Below are 18447 nucleotides of genomic sequence, written 5' to 3' on the forward strand. Positions count from 1 at the left end.
CATCGTCCATGCCGTGGCAGGCCTGGCGAAGTCCGTAGTGCACAGGCATGTGCGCGCGCCGGTGCGGGAGTAGCGAGGTGCGCAAAGGAGAGGTTAGCCAATAAGGCCGCCAAGTCTCAGTCTCAGGGTCGTGTTGATGCGCTTCTAAGGGCCAACTGCTAGAAGGCCGGCCCCCGGCCAAACATTGTTCTGCGACGCCTGTGGAGGGATCATGAAAAACATGAACCCAAGCTACCCATCTCGATCCGGCGTAGCGAAACGCCGTGAAGCTGGGGAACGCCACCCTTCGTATCCGCTGCCGCGCCCTTTAAGTGCGCGGCAACCCCCCGAAAGGCGACCGGCGCGTCGAACGGTTTGCTACTACTCAGTACAATTAGGTACTCGCGGCCTACAGAGGTAGTCATGTCCAGGAGCGAGGAGTAGGCCTTATCCTTCTCAACGGCCACAGGAGTGAAGCCGGACTTCGCCACGGGATAAAGACCTTCTCGTAAGTTCCAGCCAGCCGCCGCGGCCCAGCCATCGGAGTTGCGCTGAAAGGTGACATTGATCTGCGACCCAACGGAGCACGGGCTATCATGAGTCAGCGGTACAAAGTCACCGTTTGACGATCTTCGGATCGTGTAAGTCGCGGCGATAGCTCGGTGCGGCTCGAGGAACACAGGCCACGGTACGACTCGTGCGGCAACCCAGAAAGCGGGACTACCGAGAAACCCGCTCTGCGCCGCTTCGGCGACACAGGCCGCGAGGGCGACAGCAACGAGTCCCCGGACCCAGAGCGGAGTTCTAGCGACTGGCGTCCACAAGCGGGCAAGGATATCGAAAAGATCTTTCACGGTAGTGAGCCCTAACGGATCGGAATAAGGGGGAAATCAAGGAGGTCGGAACCAGCAAGCCAGATGTAACTGGGTAGTTGCTGCACACCCCTTCGCGACTGGTTTACAGCTTCAGGTATCGCGCGCAGCAGTGCTTCATATACCTCCCGCACTGACAAGATGCTTCCGCTACGCGGCCGAGCAAGGCCGCCTTCGATCACTTGAATGAGGAAGCGTGTAAAGAATCCGTTTTGGTTGTGTTTGTCTTCATACGATAGATCACCCCCTAAACTGGACGTAAGGGCAATCTTGCCGGCGGTTGCGGTCCGCTGACCGGTTTCAAGCTCTTGATAGCTAACACTGCCCGCCTGCCCCTTTGCGGCGCCAAGGAGGCCGGAGCGGCACGCGTCGAGCAAAAGGACCACATGATTTGCTTTGAGGCCGAGAGCCCACTCGCGAAGCGCTCGAAGGCGCAGCGCGGAAGTCTCAAGATTGGTGAGGTCGGAATCCTGGAGAAGAAGGAACGCTTGTTCCGACGCTTGGGAAGCCGCCCAACCGTGTCCGGAGAAGAAGAGCAGCACCAAGTCGTCCTGATCGACCTTCGCAGTAGCAACTTTAAGGGCAGCGTCAACTTGTGCGCGTTTTGCCATCGGACCGATCAGCTCAACTACTTCCCACCCCGGGCCGAAGCGATCAGCTCGGATCAAGCGAGCCACGTCCTCGGCGTCTTTCGCGGCATAACTTAGGTCGATCAAGCCCTCGTAGTCTGGCGAAGCTTCAGCCCGAGAAGCGGGCAATCTCTCGTAGTCAGAGATGCCTATTACGATCGCCAATTTACGCCGGTACGGAAGAGGGGCAACGGCGGATGGGCGTGCATCGACGACGACACCTGCGCCCCCAGGTTTGCCGCCCTTTGGTGTTACGCTCGAGAGTGGTCCTTCTTGATGAAGGGCGAGAACGTAGTCCAAGCGCACCTTGGCCACGAGGCGGGGGTATCGTGTAGGGTCAAAGCGGCTCCATACAACACGGCTAAACGAATCCTTCGTCACGAAGCGACGTGCTCCGAGTATTCGATAGAGCGCAATAAGCTCATTCTCAGCTGCACCACTATCGATCCGTGTGATGACTTCCTCCACTGACAAACTTCGGAATCGACGAATGGCGGAGACAATGGGGTCTGGCGTGACCTGCCCCTCGGTTAAACGTGCAAGGATGGCGCGCCCGTGTTCGCCCTGCGCAGTCTTGCTCGCCTGGGCTAGGAGAGCGCTAAAGAGCGCGCCCCCACTTGGAAGCCCGGCTGTGATCCATGACTGAAGGCGCAGCGCGTCTGGACGTTCCAGCTCTGGCGGAGCGTCCGGCTCAAAGTCCGCGCCGGCCGCGATCAAAAGCTCGACAATCTCCTGGAAGCCGCCGCCGAGATGGTACCATTTCAACGCTTCGTAGAGGGGCCGCGGGTGAGTAGTCCCGTCAGGTAGAAGCGCGGTCGCCGGCACAGCAACCGCCCCCCTGCGGAGTAGAAGGATCACGGTGTCAACGTGCCCTCCCTCGGCAGCGCGCGCCAATGGATAACGACCAAGGTAAGGCAGGTTGGGATCCACGCCACGGTCGAGGAGCGTCTTGACGAGCCGCGACTGTCCAGTCTCCGCAGCGAACCCAAAACACTCATATAGTATTCTGCGCGAGATCGCTGGCTTCGTCACCTCCTGCGTCCCGAGTACTCGGAGTGCCGCATCCTCAAACCGCTCCTTCGCAGCTTGTTGCAAGACGTCAGTTACAAGCGCGTTGTCAGCATTTGCGAGGAGGTTGTCGAACGCTGAGTCGTGACCGAGCTGGAACAGCCACAAAGCAGGCCCTAACCCGCGACCGTCAGTAGTTCGAGTGTCTTTAATCGCGGCGAGAAGTGTGGCTGGCTCGTTTTCTCCATTTGCGACCTGTTCAAACGCTGCTGGCAGCGGGGGGCGTTCCGGCTCACCCGGCTCTGCTGCCCTAGCGTAGTCGACGAGTTCCACGGCGCGTTGCGTGGCGGTTTTATTAGGCGTGGCGCCGATCTCCGCTTTGAACAAATCGTAAAGAGCCCTATCCGAGCTAGTCTCTAGAGATTCCCTGAGATAGGCCTGTAAGTTGCCCGAAGTGGAATTTCTACAGCGTCGGAGGGGGCCAAATGAAACCGCGCCATCACAAACCTGCGCCAAGCTCGACAATTCGCGCAACGTGATCAGTACTGTTTCTCTTGGCCGCCAAGCACCACTTAAGAATCGCACTTCATCTTCGGATCCTTCGCCCCCGGCAAGCAAACGCCTCATGGGCAGTTTTTGTCCGTAGTTTACGTAGCGAACCAGCGAGTTCCTGACCAAATGAGCCACGAACGGAAACTGTCCGGTGTTTTCCGCCCAGACGTTTGGAAGCGAGGCATCTTCGAAGGTGTACCGAGTTTGGATCGCAACTTGTTCGAAATTGAAAGCGCCGTTGTTAGCTATAAAAAGGTTGCCAAAGAACGGTAAACCCTCTTGTTCATTTTGCCCACTGCGCGGGAGGAGGAGTGCACCCGGTCCTTTGCCGGAGCGGTTGGCAAGAAACAAATTGAAAAAGACCGAGGCGCTCCCGCTGTTCAAGTAAAGTCCCCCGCCCCCTTCCTCATTCGGATACGACCCAGCCAAGAAGCGATTGAGCGCGATCACATTGCGGGCCAAGGTTACCGGCGTCTTAGACGAACTCTCGACGTAGACGCCTCCACCGCCACTGAAGATGTAGAGCGCACCGGTCGCGACATTAGAATGAATCGCAGAGTCGGTGATGGAAACCGCGGATCCAGGTCCAATGTAAACGCCCCCGCCAATTGCTGCTGAGTTGAACCGAATTGTGGAACGTTCAACCTCAGCGTCGGAGTGGTTGAAGGACAGGCCGCCTCCGCTGTGCTCGGCGTCAAATTGGACCCGCGACGACGTGGATCGGTCGGAATACTCAACATTCGCGAAACGCAGTCTGCTCACCCGATCTCCGACTCGCTTAGTACTGTTGAAGCGGATGCCCAACCAGCGCCGCGCCGAATCGCACGACGAGAAGGTGACGGGTCGATTCGCCTCGCCCTGCACTTGAAGGTAACCCTCGACAATCAGGGCGGCCCCGGGTTCGAAACACAAAGTCACTCCGGGACTTACTGTAAGAGTATCCCCAAATGGAACGCTTATCGTGGCAGCAACCGTATACGGTTCGTCGGTCCGGTCCAACGCGCCACTTACTTCGCCCTGAAGACCTGCGGAGTAGGCCGTCGGCGCTAAAGAAATGGCGGCTGCTAAGACGACAGCAATAAGTTGAAGCGAACGCGTCCCTGCCGACAAGAATATGCCTAGGAGTATTGAATGGTTGTAAAGCGACGCCCTCATTTTTCCCGAGCCCCCTGGACGATATTGGCGCCGAACCTACGATTGCACATTTCTGCTCATTTGCAAGCCTCGGGCAACTGGTATGCGACGCGGCGAGAGGCTGCCGCCAATCCGCCCGAACGGCCACTGCCGCAACAGTGCCGTACCCGAAGACGTCGGGGAGGACCGGGCGGTGCTCTCCGGCCGACCGTTCGGGTGCTTCACCGGCAGTGCTCAGGACGCCATGGCCATGATCGAAGCGGCAACGGAAATTGGAAACTCTACGGATAGGGTTTCCAAAAACAGCGCCTAAACGCTGAAAATTAAGGGCTAAAAGGAGAGGATGGCGGACAAGGCGACCGCCATTATGCCAGTTTTACTGGGGTTTTAGTGGGGGGACTTGGGAACGTCCCCTAAATCGTCCCCGAAACAAATACAACCTGCACCCGAACAAATTCCGGCAATTAACCCGGGTTGTAGACTGCCGAATTAAAAAAACCATCTCTTAATGCATCACGAAAACAGGATGGATAACCATCACTCTAACAGATGGAGTCCTTTCGATGTGGCGCTGGGCTTGGCCAATAATTCAAATTCGCCGCCGGAGATGGCGACCGTTCAAGCCGAAGGATCGCCGTTCTAAATAGTGCGGCCTCCGAGACGCCGGTTCGGCGCTTCCCCTGAGAAGATCAAAAGCGAGGGAAGCAACCAAGGCTGGGCCGCTCAGCCGTGCCAATCCATCTTGGACAGCGCGCGGTTCAGAACTCTTTGAGCTTGATCCTTGTTCATCAGTCCAGCCGTAACGTCATGGGCGGGCCAAGAGTATTGGCCGCAGGAACTAACGTGGCCTGACTCCGGCCTGAAACGCGACGCCCCTACAGCGCGACGCCGCGGGCGATGAAGGAACTCGAGGAGAAGGATCGGGGCAATGCGCTTGCCAGGAGCGGCGTGTCGAAGCCTTAGTTGACCCCCAACCAAGGGTTACACTATTGCAAAAATATTCTACTTTTGCAAAACTCTGGCCGGCGCTGGGGGCTGGGCAGAGTGAAGATCGCACGACTGACGATTCAGAATTTTCGAGGCATCAGGTATGCCTCTCTGCTGCTGCCCGATCATGGCGTACTAATCGGCGACAATAACACGGGCAAGTCGTCCGTCCTGGAAGCAATTGATCTGGCTCTTGGACCTGACCGTCTTTCCCGGCGTCCGCCTGTAGACGAGCACGATTTCTATCAGGGCAAGTACCTTCCTGGAGAAGCAGTCGAGCTAACTTTGCCGCCTGGCACTCAGCTCCCGCCCGGGATTCCTTTAGTCGCTGAAGGCGAGATTGACCCCGCTCCAGACGAGGACACAGAAAAGAAACCTACTATCGAGGCCGAAGTTCTCATCACCGATCTGAACGAGGAGCAAATAGGACACTTCGGCAACTACATTGAATGGTGGGACAAGGCGACTGACGCACTGTACCAAACGGGCAAGCCAGCCGGGATTGACGCCGCGACGATCTTCCCCGCCCTTCGCGTCACCTTCGTCGGAGAATACGACACCGAAGACGACGACTTCACTGGAGAGACCTTTTATACGAGAAGCCGCATGGAGGGCACTCCGGAGCCATTCCGTAAGAGGGACAAGCAGCTTTGCGGATTTCTCTACTTGAGATCGATCCGGACCGGCTCTCGTGCGCTCAGTCTGGAGCATGGCAGCCTGCTAGACATCATTTTGCGCCTGAAAGAGCTGAGGCCCCGTATCTGGGAAGACACGATTTCGCATCTTGAGCAGTACAACGTCGCCGGAGATCCGGCGCTGGGCATATCGGGCGTGCTTGAAAGCGTCTCAAAGGCTTTGAAGAAATACGTGCCGAAGGAATGGGGCCTCGATCCGCATCTTAAAGTTTCCACCCTCACCCGCGAGCACTTGAGGAAGGTCATTACAGCATTCATTGCAACAGGCGACGGCGACCACGCCGCCCCATTCTATCGGCAAGGCACTGGCACCATTAACATGCTCGTACTGGCGCTGCTGTCCCAGATTGCAGAGGGCAAGCAGAACGTGGTGTTTGCAATGGAAGAGCCGGAGACAGCAATTCCGCCGTATGCGCAGAAATGTATCGTCCACGAGGTCCGGAAGCTATCCGCGCAGGCCTTGTTCACTTCACACTCGCCTTACGTGCTCGAAGAGTTTGACCTAAACGAGACAATCATCCTTCATCGGGACAAGGAAGGCATCCTCGGGCAGACCAAGATCACGCTGCCCGATAGTGTGAAGCACAAGCGGTACCGTCAAGAGTTCAGAACCCGCTTCTGTGAAGGCTTGTTGTCACGGCGCATTTTGTTGGCAGAAGGCGCGACTGAGAACACGTCAATGCCCGCTGTGGCCCGGCGCTTGGCGGAGCTTAAGCCGAACGTCTACAAATCCCTGGAGGCGCTAGGCATTTGCACCATCGACGCGGGGTCGGACAGCATGATTGGCCCACTCGCCGATCTGTATGGTGCGCTTGGTAAGACCGTTTTCGGCTTGTGCGACAAGCAGACTCCGGCGAGCGAGGCGGCAATCGAGGCCAAGGTGCATACTCTATTCATGCACAGCGAACATGGATTTGAAGACTTGGTGCTGAACAACACAAAGCGAACAGCCCTTGAGCGTTTTTCCGACGCGCTGGAGTGGCCGGATCATCTTAAGGCCAAGTATCCGACCCCAAAGACTGACGTGGTCGCCGCGCTGAGGGCCTACTTTGCCTGGTCAAAGGGCAATTGGGGTATTGCCGACTTTCTGACGCAGTGCTCCGAAGACGAGGTTCCGCAGTGGATCAAAGACACGTGCTTGAAGCTCAACGAACTGTGCGATCCCACTCCGACGCCGACGGAGCCACTGGCCGCTGCTGTGGGCGCCGCGACAGCTAGGGCATCGGTCTTCGATTGATGGACTTGACCAAGCCCCAACAGGCGATCCTCGACGCGAGCGGCCACCTTCTCATCACGGGCGGCCCCGGAGCAGGCAAGACAACCATTGCTATCCTGAAGGCCGGTCAGCTTGCGCAAGAGGCGATACGCGCTGGGCAGCGCATTATGTTCCTCAGTTTCGCGCGTGCAACAGTTTCGCGCGTGATCGAGGCTATGGATCAGGAGAAGGCGCTATCGACCGAGACGAAGAAGCGCATCGTCGTAGACACCTACCATGCGTTCTTCTGGCAGCTTCTCAAAACGCATGGATACTTGCTCGGTTTACCGCGCCGATTGCTGTTGCTGACGCCACCCAATGAGTCGATTGCATTGTCCGGGATACGAGCGCAGTTCAAGGCAGACCGAAAGTTGACGGACCAAGAGCGCAACGAGAAGCGGCAACACGAAGACGATGAGCGCCTCCGGCTAGCCATGACGGAGGGCCGCGTCTGTTTTAACCTCTTTGCAGACTTGGGCTCCAAGCTCCTTAAGGAGAGCGATAAGCTTCGAAAGATCGTATCGACCCAGTACCCTTTCATCATCTTGGACGAGTTCCAGGACACAAACCCCGGTCAATGGGATGTCGTCAGGATGATGGGCCTGAACAGCACCCTTATCGCCTTGGCGGACCCCGAACAACGCATTTTCGATTTCATTGGCGCTGATCCGAAGCGACTTGATCAATTCAGGGAAACGTTCAAGCCGACTGAAATCCCGCTCGGTAGCGAGAACCATCGGAGCAAAGGAACCGAAATCACAGATTTTGGCAATGATGTTTTAACCGGCAAGTTCCGCCAGAGCAAATATCAGGGCATTGAGCTCTTTTACTTACAGGCCGCCGACAATATGGCCTTTGCTGCGTTAGCGGGTCACACACTCAAAGCCAAAGAGCGACTGATCAAGTCCAAGAAGCGTGGATGGTCCGTGGCCGTGCTTGTTCCGACAAAGGCACTCACGCGTCATGTGTCTGAAATCTTTCTGAATCCGCTCGGCAGCATGCCCGCTATCCCACACGCAGCGGCAATCGATGTAGAAGCTGCAATCCTAGCAGCCGAGGTTGTCTCGTTCCTCATGCAGCCGCACTCGGAAGATCACTTTGAAGCCTTCGTGGACCTTCTTTGTAGCTACTTTCGGGGCAAGGGTGGCGACGATCCCGGTGTGACGGCTCTTCGAGAAGCTGACTCCATAAAGAAGTCCTGCGCTAAGTTCCTTAAGGCAGTCAGCGCGGGCACGGCTCCTCCCTCGAAGAGCGTCATGGTCAAGATGAGGGAGGTCTACGACCGCGCCAAGGCAGTCAAGCTTACGGGGAATCCGGACGAAGATTGGAAGGCAGTGCGAGGCATCGTTGAGGCTGGCGCCTGCCCGCGGCTCCGCGAGGTGGGCGAAGCGGCTCGCAACGTAAGGCTACTGGATCGTGGCACTCAGCTCCGACAGGCGCTCGCGCTAGATTGGAGGTTGTACGGTGCCTACCGAAACGCTCTAGCCATCACCCAGACTGCATTCGTGCAAGAACACTTTGCGTCCGCACACAAGCCTGAGACGGGCGTGGTCGTAATGAATATGCACAAGGCAAAGGGCAAGCAATTCGACGAAGTCATCCTCTTTGAGCGAGGCCCGCGTATGCAGGGACGAAAAATCGTGGCCCAGGTAGATCGCTTTGTTCGAAACAATGAACGGATCGCCGATTTGGGTCAGGAGAGGCAGTCGTTCAGAGTGAGCGTAACGCGCGCGCGACTCCGCACGACGATCTTGACGCCGGGAAACGACCCGTCCGTGCTCTTGGCCTGATAAGGGGACCTTGGGATGCCTGATATTTTCCGGTTTTGGGCACAGGTTGAGCCTGCTGAGCGTGTCCACCCGGCTGACAAGGCTGTTCTCTCCAGGGTCAACCACGGCTTCGACCTGAAATGCTTGCCGGGATGCTTCTGGGGTCCATTGAGAACGGCGCCTGTCGTTCTCCTGTACTTGTCTCCCGGTTGGTCAGAACGAACTCTGAAGGAGGCGAAATCGAAACTCTGCCAAGAGCGCGAGATGCGGGTGCGGCGTGGTCGCGAGCTAATGGACGCTCACGGCTCAGGTGTAAGGTGGCTCTCAGAGCGCACAAAGTGTTTTGACCTCGATTGGCATCAGATCAGATCGAAGATGGCGGTGCTCAATATCGGCGGGTACCATTCCAAGACATTTGCCGACGCACCGCTCCTTGCAGCGCTGCCATCAAGTCGAGCGTCTGTTGGCTGGGCTCAGGATGTACTTTTCCCGCAAGCGATAGCCGGAGAAAAGGTGGTGATTTGTCTGAGAGCCGCGCGCTTTTGGGGGCTCAAGACCGGTGAGAAAGTAGGGAAGTCGCTGTTCGCCCCTCACGTCACGAGGGGCGGCCACATGAAGCACGGCAAGATGCGCGATCAGATTATTAGAGCTGTGAGGGCCGCGGTCGGCCGTAGAACGTAGCGCGCGAAGAAGGTGGAAGCTGATCGAAGGCGCACTGAAGCGGAACCCGCCGAGGTGCCGTCCGGAGCTGTTCTCCTAGATGATGTGAAAGCAGTCGGCAGACAGTTGGCTCAACCGGACATTTTGCAAGTCAATTACCTCATGGGTGTCCGTAACGATGACCACGTCGCGGCCGAGCTGGAAGCTGTGGTCCTTCACCAACTCGAACATCGAAGATGCCGACGCATTCGGATCAGCTCCATGGAACAGAGAATGATCCAGCTCTAGAACGTCTTGGTTCGGGCCTGTCGCATCGAAGCCCTTCACGATCTCAAGCCCAAAATGCGAAGTGAACACAAAGGTATCTACTTCACCAGCGTGCCCCTTCATAAAAAGCCCATTACCCACCGAGACGTCGATTTGTTGTGTATCCGTCAGATTCCCGTCGGATGCTTCAACGGTCACTTGATAGGTGCGGTGATCATCGGGGTACGACTTAAATGACAGCACGCCCGTTGCCGGATCAATCGCAAACAGCTTCGCGTTCTTTCCGCCAGCGATCGAGTACGTTAGGGACGTGCCAGCATCCTGGTCGTCCGCATGAAGCGTGGCCACGTACTTGCTATGATCTGTTATGATCACCGACGCGGAGTTACCCCCGCCATTGGAGGAGATCACGGGCGAATGGTTTTGCGTCGCCCCTGCTCCGACCGTGAAATGGATAGTCTCCGAAGCCGCCAGACCTCCAGTGTCTGTGGCCGTGACGTTGATATCGAAGCCGCCCACGTCACTAGCGGACGGCGTGCCGCTAAGGCGGCCAGTTGCAGCATCGAAGCTGAGCCAGGCCGGCAGCGCGGAGGCAGACAGAGTGAGGTGATCGCCGTTGTCGACATCGTTGAACGTGTTGCCCGGCAACGTGAACGAGTAGGCCGCGCCTGCTGTCGCTGCTTGACTTGATGTCTGGTTCGCGACGGAAGGTGCATCGTTTGCACCGTCGACTGTTACAGTCAAAGTGTTCGCAGTCTCTAGGATGCCGTCCGAGATGTTGAAGTGGAACACGAACTCGTCCGATTGGGTGACAGAGAGGCTGTTGAACTTGGGAAAGCCTGCTGCCGTCAAGGCAAAGGTCGAGCCTGTCAGCGTGTAGTCGACGCCCAACGCGAGCAACCGGTTACTTGCCGAGGTTACCGTGGTGTCCAAATCGGCGACAGAGAGTTGATTACCTTGGTCCGGGTCACTGGTTCCGTTGAGCAGGTCCCGGCTAAAGGTGGGTCCGTCCTCGGCTACGGTGCTAACCTGCGCGACCGTTACTGGCGCCTCGTTCACGTCAGTCGTCGCAATGGTGAACGTTTTGTCGAACGTGTTGCCTGCCGCGTCTGTCACTCTCACGGTCACGTTGTGAGAAACGCTTGCTTCGTAATCGAGAGCGCCCGTTACGATCAGGTTCGTGCCATTAATGCCAAACAGACCACCCGCGTTGTCGGTCAATGAGAAGGTGAACGTTTCGCCGGAATCCGGATCTATTGCCGACAAAGTGCCACCCACGGTGCTGTTCTCGGAGTTCTCGGCTAATGCAACGTTCGTCAAATTTATGTCTGTTGGGACATGACTCCCAGGTAGGTGGTTCAATGCATCCGCAATTGCCGCCTCAAGGTTAATGCCCGTAAAAGCGTCGACCAGATTCTGGCCGTTGTCTGGATGCTCCACTAAATCCTTAACAGCATCCGATGCCGCACCCAAGATGACTAGTTGAATAGCCGCCGTTCGCTGCAAGCGCGCGTTTCCATCTGCGGCGGTTTCTAGAACGTGATCCAAGGCGGTGTTGCTTGCGGCGACGACTGCGGCGATGGCCTCAGGAACCCCACTAGGAAGAGTCAGATGTTCTGTTAGCGAAACACTGGCGACCAGAGACGTTATGGCGGCTTCGTCATTAAGATTGATGCCTGGGCTGTTGATGGCCGTCGCGAGGGCCGAGAAGGCGTCTCTCAACGAGTTGCCAAAAGAGCCGCCAGCGCCCGCCATTGCCGACGCGACCAAATAAACGGTGTCGTACACCTTCGCCCCGGCGACTGCTGCGGCTGCAGCTGTCAAGTCACCCGCCGTCGCCGCAGCAATTGGATCGAGCGTGAGTAGGTCGAGACTTTGGGAAAGGCCTAAGCTTGTTAGAATCTTCTGCCCCGCCAGTGGATCGGGCTGTAAATTGTTCAACAGCGTCGTCAATGGCGTGACGACAAATGAACCATCCGGAGCTGAAAACTGCCCATTGAACGGCAATCCCGTCGAAACGTCCGTGCCTCCGAAGGCAATTAGAGAACCCGTCCCAATCTGAAGTGTAGAGAAGCCATTCGAGTCCGTAGTCGTCGACGCTTCACCAGAATCGAATAATTCGTTTCCGTTTGAATCCCTGAAAATTGTTGCTCCAGCCAAGTGCCCGTCCAAAGTAATGACAGGGCTATCCTTAGGACCGAAATCGCCTTGCAAGAAGCTGTTGAACAGAGCTTGATCAGTTCGGAGATTACCTTGTAGGCCGTCCAGAACGCCCCTTAGGGCCCAGATTGCACCCCCGGCGGGAGAGTTCGGGCTGTTTGGATCCTCTTGATAAACTTGACCCATCACCGATTTAATTAGATCGTAGGGACCCGCCGCGATCGCGACTGCGATTCCGTCGATGCTGCTTTTTGTAGCTACCGAATGGCCGTATAGATAGTATTCTGCATTGCGTAGCGTTACGTCTTGGCTATCCCATGCGCGGTTCGAGTTAATAAAGTTCCACGCGTCTTCAGTTATGCCGTCGCAATCCAAAACTGCGTTATTGAACCCATCAAGTGTTTTTCCGCCCTGCATCGCATTTAGTGTTGCTTGGCGAAGTGCCCACTGGATTATGCTTTGCTCGGTATAGGGGCCGTCGTCATTCACCAGTATGGTTTGGGCTGTGTCGATACTCACCTCTGCGGCCGTCGATGAGATTTTTATAATCACCCGTTCGTTCAGCTCAGGCATTGTGTCCCCAAGGACTGCAATCTGAATGTCCTTAGTGGTTTCTCCCGGCTGGAATGTAATTGAGGCGGCAGTTGCCGGATTTACCAAATTGTAGTCGAAATAGTTCGCAGCGCCTGGAACACGAAAGCCACCCATCGGATCAAAGTTCACAGCTTCCCAATCGAAGCTTACCGGAACGGTTAAGTCACCGGTGCGAGTGACCTGAAAAGTTATTGTCTGAGTTCCAGATGTTCCTTCCGTCAGAGACGGCGTAAGGGCTGATATTGAAACCTCAATTGGAATGAGAGGACCACTAACCTCCACGAGGCGCCACACGTAAGGGAGGATCGAATATTCTTTAGTCTGCTGGGTCCACGCATCAAATCTGGTTATCGTGCTTAGGGGCGGGACCGGCTCATCGGGTGGCGTTAAGCTAATGGCAGCGACGGACGCAAAAAATGTCGGATACCTATAATTCAAATCGGTCGAGTTCGGTGTGGGATGAGTGACTGCAGAACTATAGGAAGGCAGCGCTACCTGACTGATACCGCCATTGGCGAAATAAATACCTGGAGATCCGACGATGAACTCCTCGCGTGTGTCCGGATACAACCATGGTTGCGCCCAAGGAATGTATACTGGGACCGTGTATCCACCAAAACTTGTCGAATACCCAGGAAGGTCCACCGGTGTAACTAAATCGTCTCCCCACGTGAACGCGATTTTTTCCCAGACCTGCACCATACCTCACTCCATTTCATTTGCGCTTTTGGGGCCGACGCCAGCCCGCTCACCCTTCGCCCGGCAGGTACCTTGGCCCTTTTTCGACGGCCTCCGCTACGTCAGTGTGATCGCCGACTTTTGAGGGTGACACTTAACAGGCAGAGACCGCGCCGCTACTACCTCGAAATGGGTAGTATCTCGGTTCAAAATTTCCGTCTTCCGGTTCCCATCTGCGCACCGTGTCAGAGGCTTTGACTAAGGACTTGTCGAAATCCTTGTTTTTTTCTTACGATCTTGCGGGGATGAGGTTGGCATCCATCTAGTGGGGAATGTTGGGTCTTGTTCGAGTTTGACCATCATCATATTGATCCGATCCGGGGGGAGTTGTCCCGCAATGGCACTTCGGTCAAAGTCGAGCCTCGTGTCTTCGACCTCCTGCTCCATTTAATCGAGAACCGACACCGTCTTGTCGACAAGGACGACCTGATAACCCACGTATGGGGTGGTCGCATCGTGTCCGACTCGGCGTTGACCAAGGCCATCAACTCCGCCCGCAAGGCGATCGGCGACAACGGTCGTGCGCAGCGATTGATCCGTACCAGCTCCCGCAAGGGATACCGATTTGTCGGCAGTGTCAGGCTCCACGGAGATGCTGAAGTTCACCAAGAGTTTGCCGGTCCGGCAAGCTCAACAAACGGGCCAGCTCTCCCGCTGCCCAATAAGCCTTCGATTGCCGTCCTTCCGTTTCACAATCTGGGCAACGATACCGAGCAGGAGTACTTCGCCGATGGCATCGTCGAGGACATAACTACCGAATTGTGCCGCATCCGTTGGCTGTTCGTGATCGCTCGTAACTCGACCATCATCTACAAGGGCCAAACCATGGACGTGAAGCGGGTGGCCCGCGAACTGGGCATCCGTTATGTACTGGAAGGCTCGGTGCGCAGGAGCGGCAATCGGGTGCGCATCACCGCGCAATTAATCGATGCGCTAGTTGGTACCCAGATCTGGGCTGAGCGCTACGACCGCGATTTGAAAGATATCTTCGCCGTGCAAGACGATATAACGACGAGTGTGGCCGGTATCATCGAGCCGGCGCTAGGCGAGGCCGAGCAACGTCGAGTATTGCGCAAGCCGCCCGAGCGGCTCGATGCTTGGGAGGCGTACCAAAGGGGACTTTGGCATTTCAACAAAGACGGGCTAGAGGAAAATCAGACCGCGCAAACTTTTTTTCGCCGAGCCATAGCGCTCGATCCGAATTTCGCTCCCGGCCACTACGGATACGCGTTAGCTCTCCACTGGGAGATTTGGCTTTTGTCGAATCGCCCCTTTTCGGAGGTTCAAGAGATTCCATTTGAAGAAGCGCGCATCGCAGTTTCGCTTGACGATAAGGACGCGACGGCACACGCCGTTTTGGCGCATATGTTGATGTGGCGCGGCGAATGGGAGACGGCAATCGCTGAAGCCCGTACCGCGCACCTGCTCAATCCCAATAGTTCTTTTGTGACCAGCATGCTCGGTTGTGTCTTGGGCTTTGGGGGGTATCACGAAGAAGCGTTAGATCGGCTGCGGCACGCGATGCGCGCCAGTCCCAACGATCCACTGACTTGGCTTTGGATCCTGTGGGTCGGGTGCGTACAGTTTTATTCGCGAAAGTTCGATGTCGCTGTGAAGACTCTGCGCCAAGTCGTTCGCCTGCGACCCGGCGCCGTCCAATGTCATGGGATGATTGCCGCGTCACTCGCTTATCTAGGGCGTCTCCAAGAGGCACGTGACCACCTATCTCGCGTGCCTTTTAGCCCTCGTTTTCAGAACATGCCTTGGACGCGGCCAGAGGACATGGCGCTCCGCATCGAGGGTGTCCGCCTCGCATCTGGCGAGCTGAAGCGACAGAGCCCGTCATCCAACGTCCAAACGACGAAAGTCCGGCGACACTGATGAGCATTTGCCAATCCGTGGTCGTGACAAGCTCCGGCATCGAGAACTCATCGTCGAAGTCCGGGTCCACAAATGTTGTCGAAACCCCCGGACGATGCTTCCACGCGGCATTCGCGCCGCCGCGCGGCACTTAGCTTCACGCGGGTCGCCTCGCTGCGTACTGCGCCCAAAGCGTTAGTGTTGCCCATCTTAGCCGCGCTCAACTTAGCGCGCGTCTCGGGCGTGCGCACAGCGCCCCGCGCGTGAGCGTTGCCTATTTTTGCTGCTCGCAATTTTTTGCGATGCTCGTCGCTAAAGGACCGCAGTTCGATTGGCGGCATATTTGACACCGCCTCCAGGATCCAAGAGCGGGCAAGCGATGCGTGGGATGTCATGGCGTGGGCTCACCTTTGCATCAAGACTACAAGCGGATCGTCATGCCCTATGCCGCCGAGTACACGATCCAGAAAATCGTTGGCCTTGGAGTCGGGTAGGTTCTCCAGTTCGCGACGCAAGAGGTCGCGACGATAGTCGGCGGGCAAAGCGCTGCCGCAGATGAGCTCAAGCGTGAGCGCCTTTTCAAGCTCAGCTTGTAGGACTTCAATATTCTTTTTAGTGAGCATGTCTAGTTCACCTCAATTGTCAAAATCCGGCCGCTCGGCCTCATATTCCGCGAGCGAGCCGGGCTTCGGCCTCTTGGCGGTGAAGTCCGCGAGCGAGCCGGGGGCGCTGCCATTGAAGGAACTTTCGGAAGTGCCGAGCGATGCGCGTGATGTGGGATTGAAACCTAATGACGCGCAAAGCCGCGAGATGAGGAGTGCCTGACGATTAGCGATGCCGAGCGACGGGTTTTGAAACGGCGTGCCATTCTTGGCCGTCATAAGCTGACCGTCTTTACGCACAGCGCGAACCGCCTTCGCGTACTCCACCACGGCGACGACATACGCTGCGACAGCATCGCGGTCGGTGCCGGTAAGGATGCCGTAGGGCGCGTTCTCGATGACGCGTGACCATTCCTTTTTCTGGGCCGCATCAAAGTAGGAGGGCGGGTCCCACAAATCTCCGCGACCTTCCGGTTCCACCGGAAGCTTTTTCTTTGACGTGCCTCGCAACACCTTGAGTGCACGGGGCATCGGCTTAGGTCCGCGCTTCATAAGAACACCGTTACGTTAGAGGGTGACTTCATGCCAGGCACCGCGTGAACCAGACCGTAATGAAGCGCCTGCTCGGCATCGAGCAATGAGTTCTCTCGCATGAGGCGCAACAGCCGCGTCGTGGGCACCCGGCAACGCGAGGCGATGAGCTCGGCCTTCTTGGCCGCCACATCCGCGAGATATGCCTGCGTCGTGTCGCCGGCCGGCCAATGCAGAAAGAACGTGCCGTGTGGGGGCATCACACGGCGATCGGCGGCCATCACGATCAATGCCGCGCCGCTGTAAGCCTTGGCGATCTGTGCCGAGACGCGCTTGTCGTGCGCAACGATGGCTTCGAAAATTCGGCGGGATGCGTTCCAGTCGCCGCCAACGCTGTCTACGTTAAGCGAGACCGAATGCGAGGGGTAGTCGGCGAGGGCGTTCTCGATCGTTGCCGCAAGATCGCGCGTGATCTCGCCGATCTCGACACTCAGGACGCCGATGCCGGGCGGTCTCATCGCGCGTCCTTGCCGTCGCGACCGCGCTTGGTCACTAACTTCCATTCGCTACTGGTGCCAGGTTTTTCTGAACCGTCGACCATGGCTAGAAAAAGCGATCCGTCGTGTGTCACGAGCGAGCCGCGAGCAAAGACCGTACCGGCGATCCACGTCCCTCGGAATGAGTCGGCCAGCGTTTTCGTCTGTGCGGCTCGCAACTCGGCGACTTCTTTGGCGAGCGCATCAAGCTGTTCTTCGTGCGCGATCAGCGGCTTCGCCAGCGCGGCCATGGTCTGCTCGATCATGCCCATGAGCATCTTCCACGTCACGCACCTGTCGCCATGCAGCTTCATGTGCTCGTCGTAGCGCGCCTGCTGCGCCTGCATCTGGACGTCGGTCATTGCAGGACACTCCCCACGCCCAATTCGCGGGCAACCATGTCGTTGCTAGGTTCCGGGAAACGCCCAAGTAACGCGTCAACGTGCGGCTGAAGGCTCGGGTCGCGCCGAAGCAGAGCCGTGCCGATCGTCCAGGCAAGATCATGGAGAACGGCGACACGCTGGCCTTCCGTGCTGCGAATCATACCCGCGCGACACTGGTCGAGGAAATTGAGCAGCGACGGCCAACGCTCGGAGGGAAGCGTCGAAAAGTATATGTCGCAGATCGTGTCGCCGAGGTCGCGAATGTTGCCTGGGCTCGTCATTCGGCCCGTCCAATCTTCCGGAGCCGCACGGCTAGATATTCGAGGGTCTTCCGCGCCTGCAGGTCGACATGGTGGCCGCCAAGGTTTCGAAGCGCCGAATGCATTACGTCGATTTCGTCGACTGCCCGCTGGGCCTCGGCCAGCAGAGCGAGAGCACGATTGGCCGCGTCACGTCGCGGCTCGTTAAATTTTTCGAGGGTCGCTGCTAGGAGATCATGTCGTGCCATTCCGCTCTCGTCATGGTTGTTGTTTAATAAGTTATTCGCCTTTTTTATGTTGCAGGAAAGCGAATAACGATGGGCAAGGGTTGCGACGGGCATCGTGGTGTGATGCGGTGTGCGACGGGTGCTCCGCGCAAAATTTTGCCCCTGGTGTTTGTCTTGCCGGAGCATGCAGCGAGGCCCCTGGCGGTTTCCTGTCCCCTTTAACGAAAACATTTTGGTGTCCCCCCGGTCATGTCGTGTCGTCGTCCGACACACTGGCAAAGAACACGAGCAGGCTGCGCAGCCGCTGTTGCGGGTCCGGTATCTCCGTCGCAAGCTGGTCGTCCAACTCAAGCAGCATGCGAGCCGCAGCACGTGGGCGCTCGCTCGGCGGCAGGGCAGCCAACGCGGCGGCGACGGCGGGCGGGTTCGGGGTGGGCATCAGCGTGGCTCCAGGTTGTGCCGGGTGGTCAGAAGGTGGGGTTCATGGGCTTGGTGGGCAGGCGGGCGGTATTGCCGCGCGGCAGGCTTGAACGACGCTCGATTTAGCCGCGCCAAGGGCCGCAAAGGGCCGCCCTTTTCTATTAAGCGCTCTTAAGCGCTCTTTAACTCTTTTTAGAAAGACGACTTGCTTTAGCAGTTTGCTGAAGAACCTTCCGGTTTTTCAGGATTAGTGATTCCATAGCGTAGTTTTGGCTGTGGAGTCTGTGCAATGCGCGGTGAGTTCCGGGATCAGGGTGGGCTGTTTTCCT

At 57.2% G+C, this 18447-nt stretch carries 12 protein-coding genes; 3 read left to right on the top strand and 9 right to left on the bottom strand.

Features of this window, described 5'->3' with window-relative positions:
- Nucleotides 1-844: 844 nt before the first annotated feature.
- Nucleotides 845-3802: a caspase family protein gene (locus tag RSO01_RS40900; protein ID WP_170303742.1), complete on the bottom strand. Its 2958-nt coding sequence runs from the start codon at nucleotides 3800-3802 to the stop codon at nucleotides 845-847.
- Nucleotides 3803-5218: 1416 nt separating this feature from the next.
- On the opposite strand from RSO01_RS40900, the gene RSO01_RS40905 reads away from it, so the two are divergent.
- Nucleotides 5219-7093 (top strand): ATP-dependent nuclease, encoded by a 1875-nt coding sequence (locus tag RSO01_RS40905; RefSeq protein ID WP_147156365.1) that lies wholly within the window; start codon nucleotides 5219-5221, stop codon nucleotides 7091-7093.
- Nucleotides 7093-8901 carry a UvrD-helicase domain-containing protein gene (locus tag RSO01_RS40910; RefSeq protein WP_246159157.1) on the top strand — a complete coding sequence of 603 codons (1809 nt, stop codon included), beginning with the start codon at nucleotides 7093-7095 and terminating at the stop codon, nucleotides 8899-8901. Before RSO01_RS40905 ends, RSO01_RS40910 begins: the two co-directional genes overlap by 1 nt.
- Nucleotides 8902-9636: 735 nt before the next feature.
- On the opposite strand, the gene RSO01_RS40915 is transcribed toward RSO01_RS40910, so the two are convergent.
- Nucleotides 9637-13263, bottom strand: a complete 3627-nt coding sequence (locus tag RSO01_RS40915; RefSeq protein ID WP_147156367.1) for a putative Ig domain-containing protein — start codon at nucleotides 13261-13263, stop codon at nucleotides 9637-9639.
- Nucleotides 13264-13581: 318 nt separating this feature from the next.
- Here RSO01_RS40915 and RSO01_RS40920 point away from each other — a divergent pair, with 318 nt between their 5' ends.
- Nucleotides 13582-15180, top strand: a complete 1599-nt coding sequence (locus tag RSO01_RS40920) for a winged helix-turn-helix domain-containing tetratricopeptide repeat protein (RefSeq protein WP_147156368.1) — start codon at nucleotides 13582-13584, stop codon at nucleotides 15178-15180.
- A 383-nt stretch (nucleotides 15181-15563) separates the two neighbouring features.
- On the opposite strand, the gene RSO01_RS40930 is transcribed toward RSO01_RS40920, so the two are convergent.
- From RSO01_RS40930 to RSO01_RS40960, 7 genes are all read right to left on the bottom strand, one after another.
- The gene (locus RSO01_RS40930; RefSeq protein WP_147156370.1) at nucleotides 15564-15782 is read right to left on the bottom strand and encodes a hypothetical protein; all 219 of its coding nucleotides are present in this window, start codon (nucleotides 15780-15782) and stop codon (nucleotides 15564-15566) included.
- A gap of 12 nt (nucleotides 15783-15794) precedes the next feature.
- Complete coding sequence (locus tag RSO01_RS40935; RefSeq protein WP_170303744.1) at nucleotides 15795-16292, bottom strand: phage terminase small subunit P27 family; 498 nt, start codon at nucleotides 16290-16292, stop codon at nucleotides 15795-15797.
- A 17-nt stretch (nucleotides 16293-16309) separates the two neighbouring features.
- Nucleotides 16310-16810 (bottom strand): ATP-dependent Clp protease proteolytic subunit, encoded by a 501-nt coding sequence (locus RSO01_RS40940; RefSeq protein WP_170303745.1) that lies wholly within the window; start codon nucleotides 16808-16810, stop codon nucleotides 16310-16312.
- Entirely contained in the window at nucleotides 16807-17190 is a 384-nt protein-coding gene (locus RSO01_RS40945; RefSeq protein WP_147156373.1) for a hypothetical protein, read from the bottom strand. Before RSO01_RS40945 ends, RSO01_RS40940 begins: the two co-directional genes overlap by 4 nt.
- Nucleotides 17187-17492 (bottom strand): hypothetical protein, encoded by a 306-nt coding sequence (locus RSO01_RS40950; protein WP_147156374.1) that lies wholly within the window; start codon nucleotides 17490-17492, stop codon nucleotides 17187-17189. The genes RSO01_RS40945 and RSO01_RS40950 overlap by 4 nt, the downstream gene beginning before the upstream one ends.
- Nucleotides 17489-17812, bottom strand: a complete 324-nt coding sequence (locus tag RSO01_RS40955) for a hypothetical protein (RefSeq protein WP_170303746.1) — start codon at nucleotides 17810-17812, stop codon at nucleotides 17489-17491. Before RSO01_RS40955 ends, RSO01_RS40950 begins: the two co-directional genes overlap by 4 nt.
- 133 nt (nucleotides 17813-17945) lie before the next feature.
- On the bottom strand, nucleotides 17946-18137 hold the full coding sequence (locus tag RSO01_RS40960; protein WP_147156376.1) for a hypothetical protein: 192 nt from the start codon (nucleotides 18135-18137) through the stop codon (nucleotides 17946-17948).
- Nucleotides 18138-18447: the final 310 nt, after the last annotated feature.

The organism is Reyranella soli, from assembly GCF_007992495.1.
In the GTDB taxonomy this organism is placed as follows: Bacteria; Pseudomonadota; Alphaproteobacteria; order Reyranellales; family Reyranellaceae; genus Reyranella; species Reyranella soli.

Coding starts and splice junctions, on each gene's coding strand:
- RSO01_RS40910 (WP_246159157.1), top strand. CDS start 7,093: ATGGACTTGACCAAGCCCCAACAGGCGATCCTCGACGCGAGCGGCCAC.
- RSO01_RS40945 (WP_147156373.1), bottom strand. CDS start 17,190: ATGACCGACGTCCAGATGCAGGCGCAGCAGGCGCGCTACGACGAGCAC.
- RSO01_RS40935 (WP_170303744.1), bottom strand. CDS start 16,292: ATGCCCCGTGCACTCAAGGTGTTGCGAGGCACGTCAAAGAAAAAGCTT.
- RSO01_RS40950 (WP_147156374.1), bottom strand. CDS start 17,492: ATGACGAGCCCAGGCAACATTCGCGACCTCGGCGACACGATCTGCGAC.
- RSO01_RS40940 (WP_170303745.1), bottom strand. CDS start 16,810: ATGAGACCGCCCGGCATCGGCGTCCTGAGTGTCGAGATCGGCGAGATC.
- RSO01_RS40930 (WP_147156370.1), bottom strand. CDS start 15,782: ATGCTCACTAAAAAGAATATTGAAGTCCTACAAGCTGAGCTTGAAAAG.
- RSO01_RS40915 (WP_147156367.1), bottom strand. CDS start 13,263: ATGGTGCAGGTCTGGGAAAAAATCGCGTTCACGTGGGGAGACGATTTA.
- RSO01_RS40955 (WP_170303746.1), bottom strand. CDS start 17,812: ATGCCCGTCGCAACCCTTGCCCATCGTTATTCGCTTTCCTGCAACATA.
- RSO01_RS40960 (WP_147156376.1), bottom strand. CDS start 18,137: ATGCCCACCCCGAACCCGCCCGCCGTCGCCGCCGCGTTGGCTGCCCTG.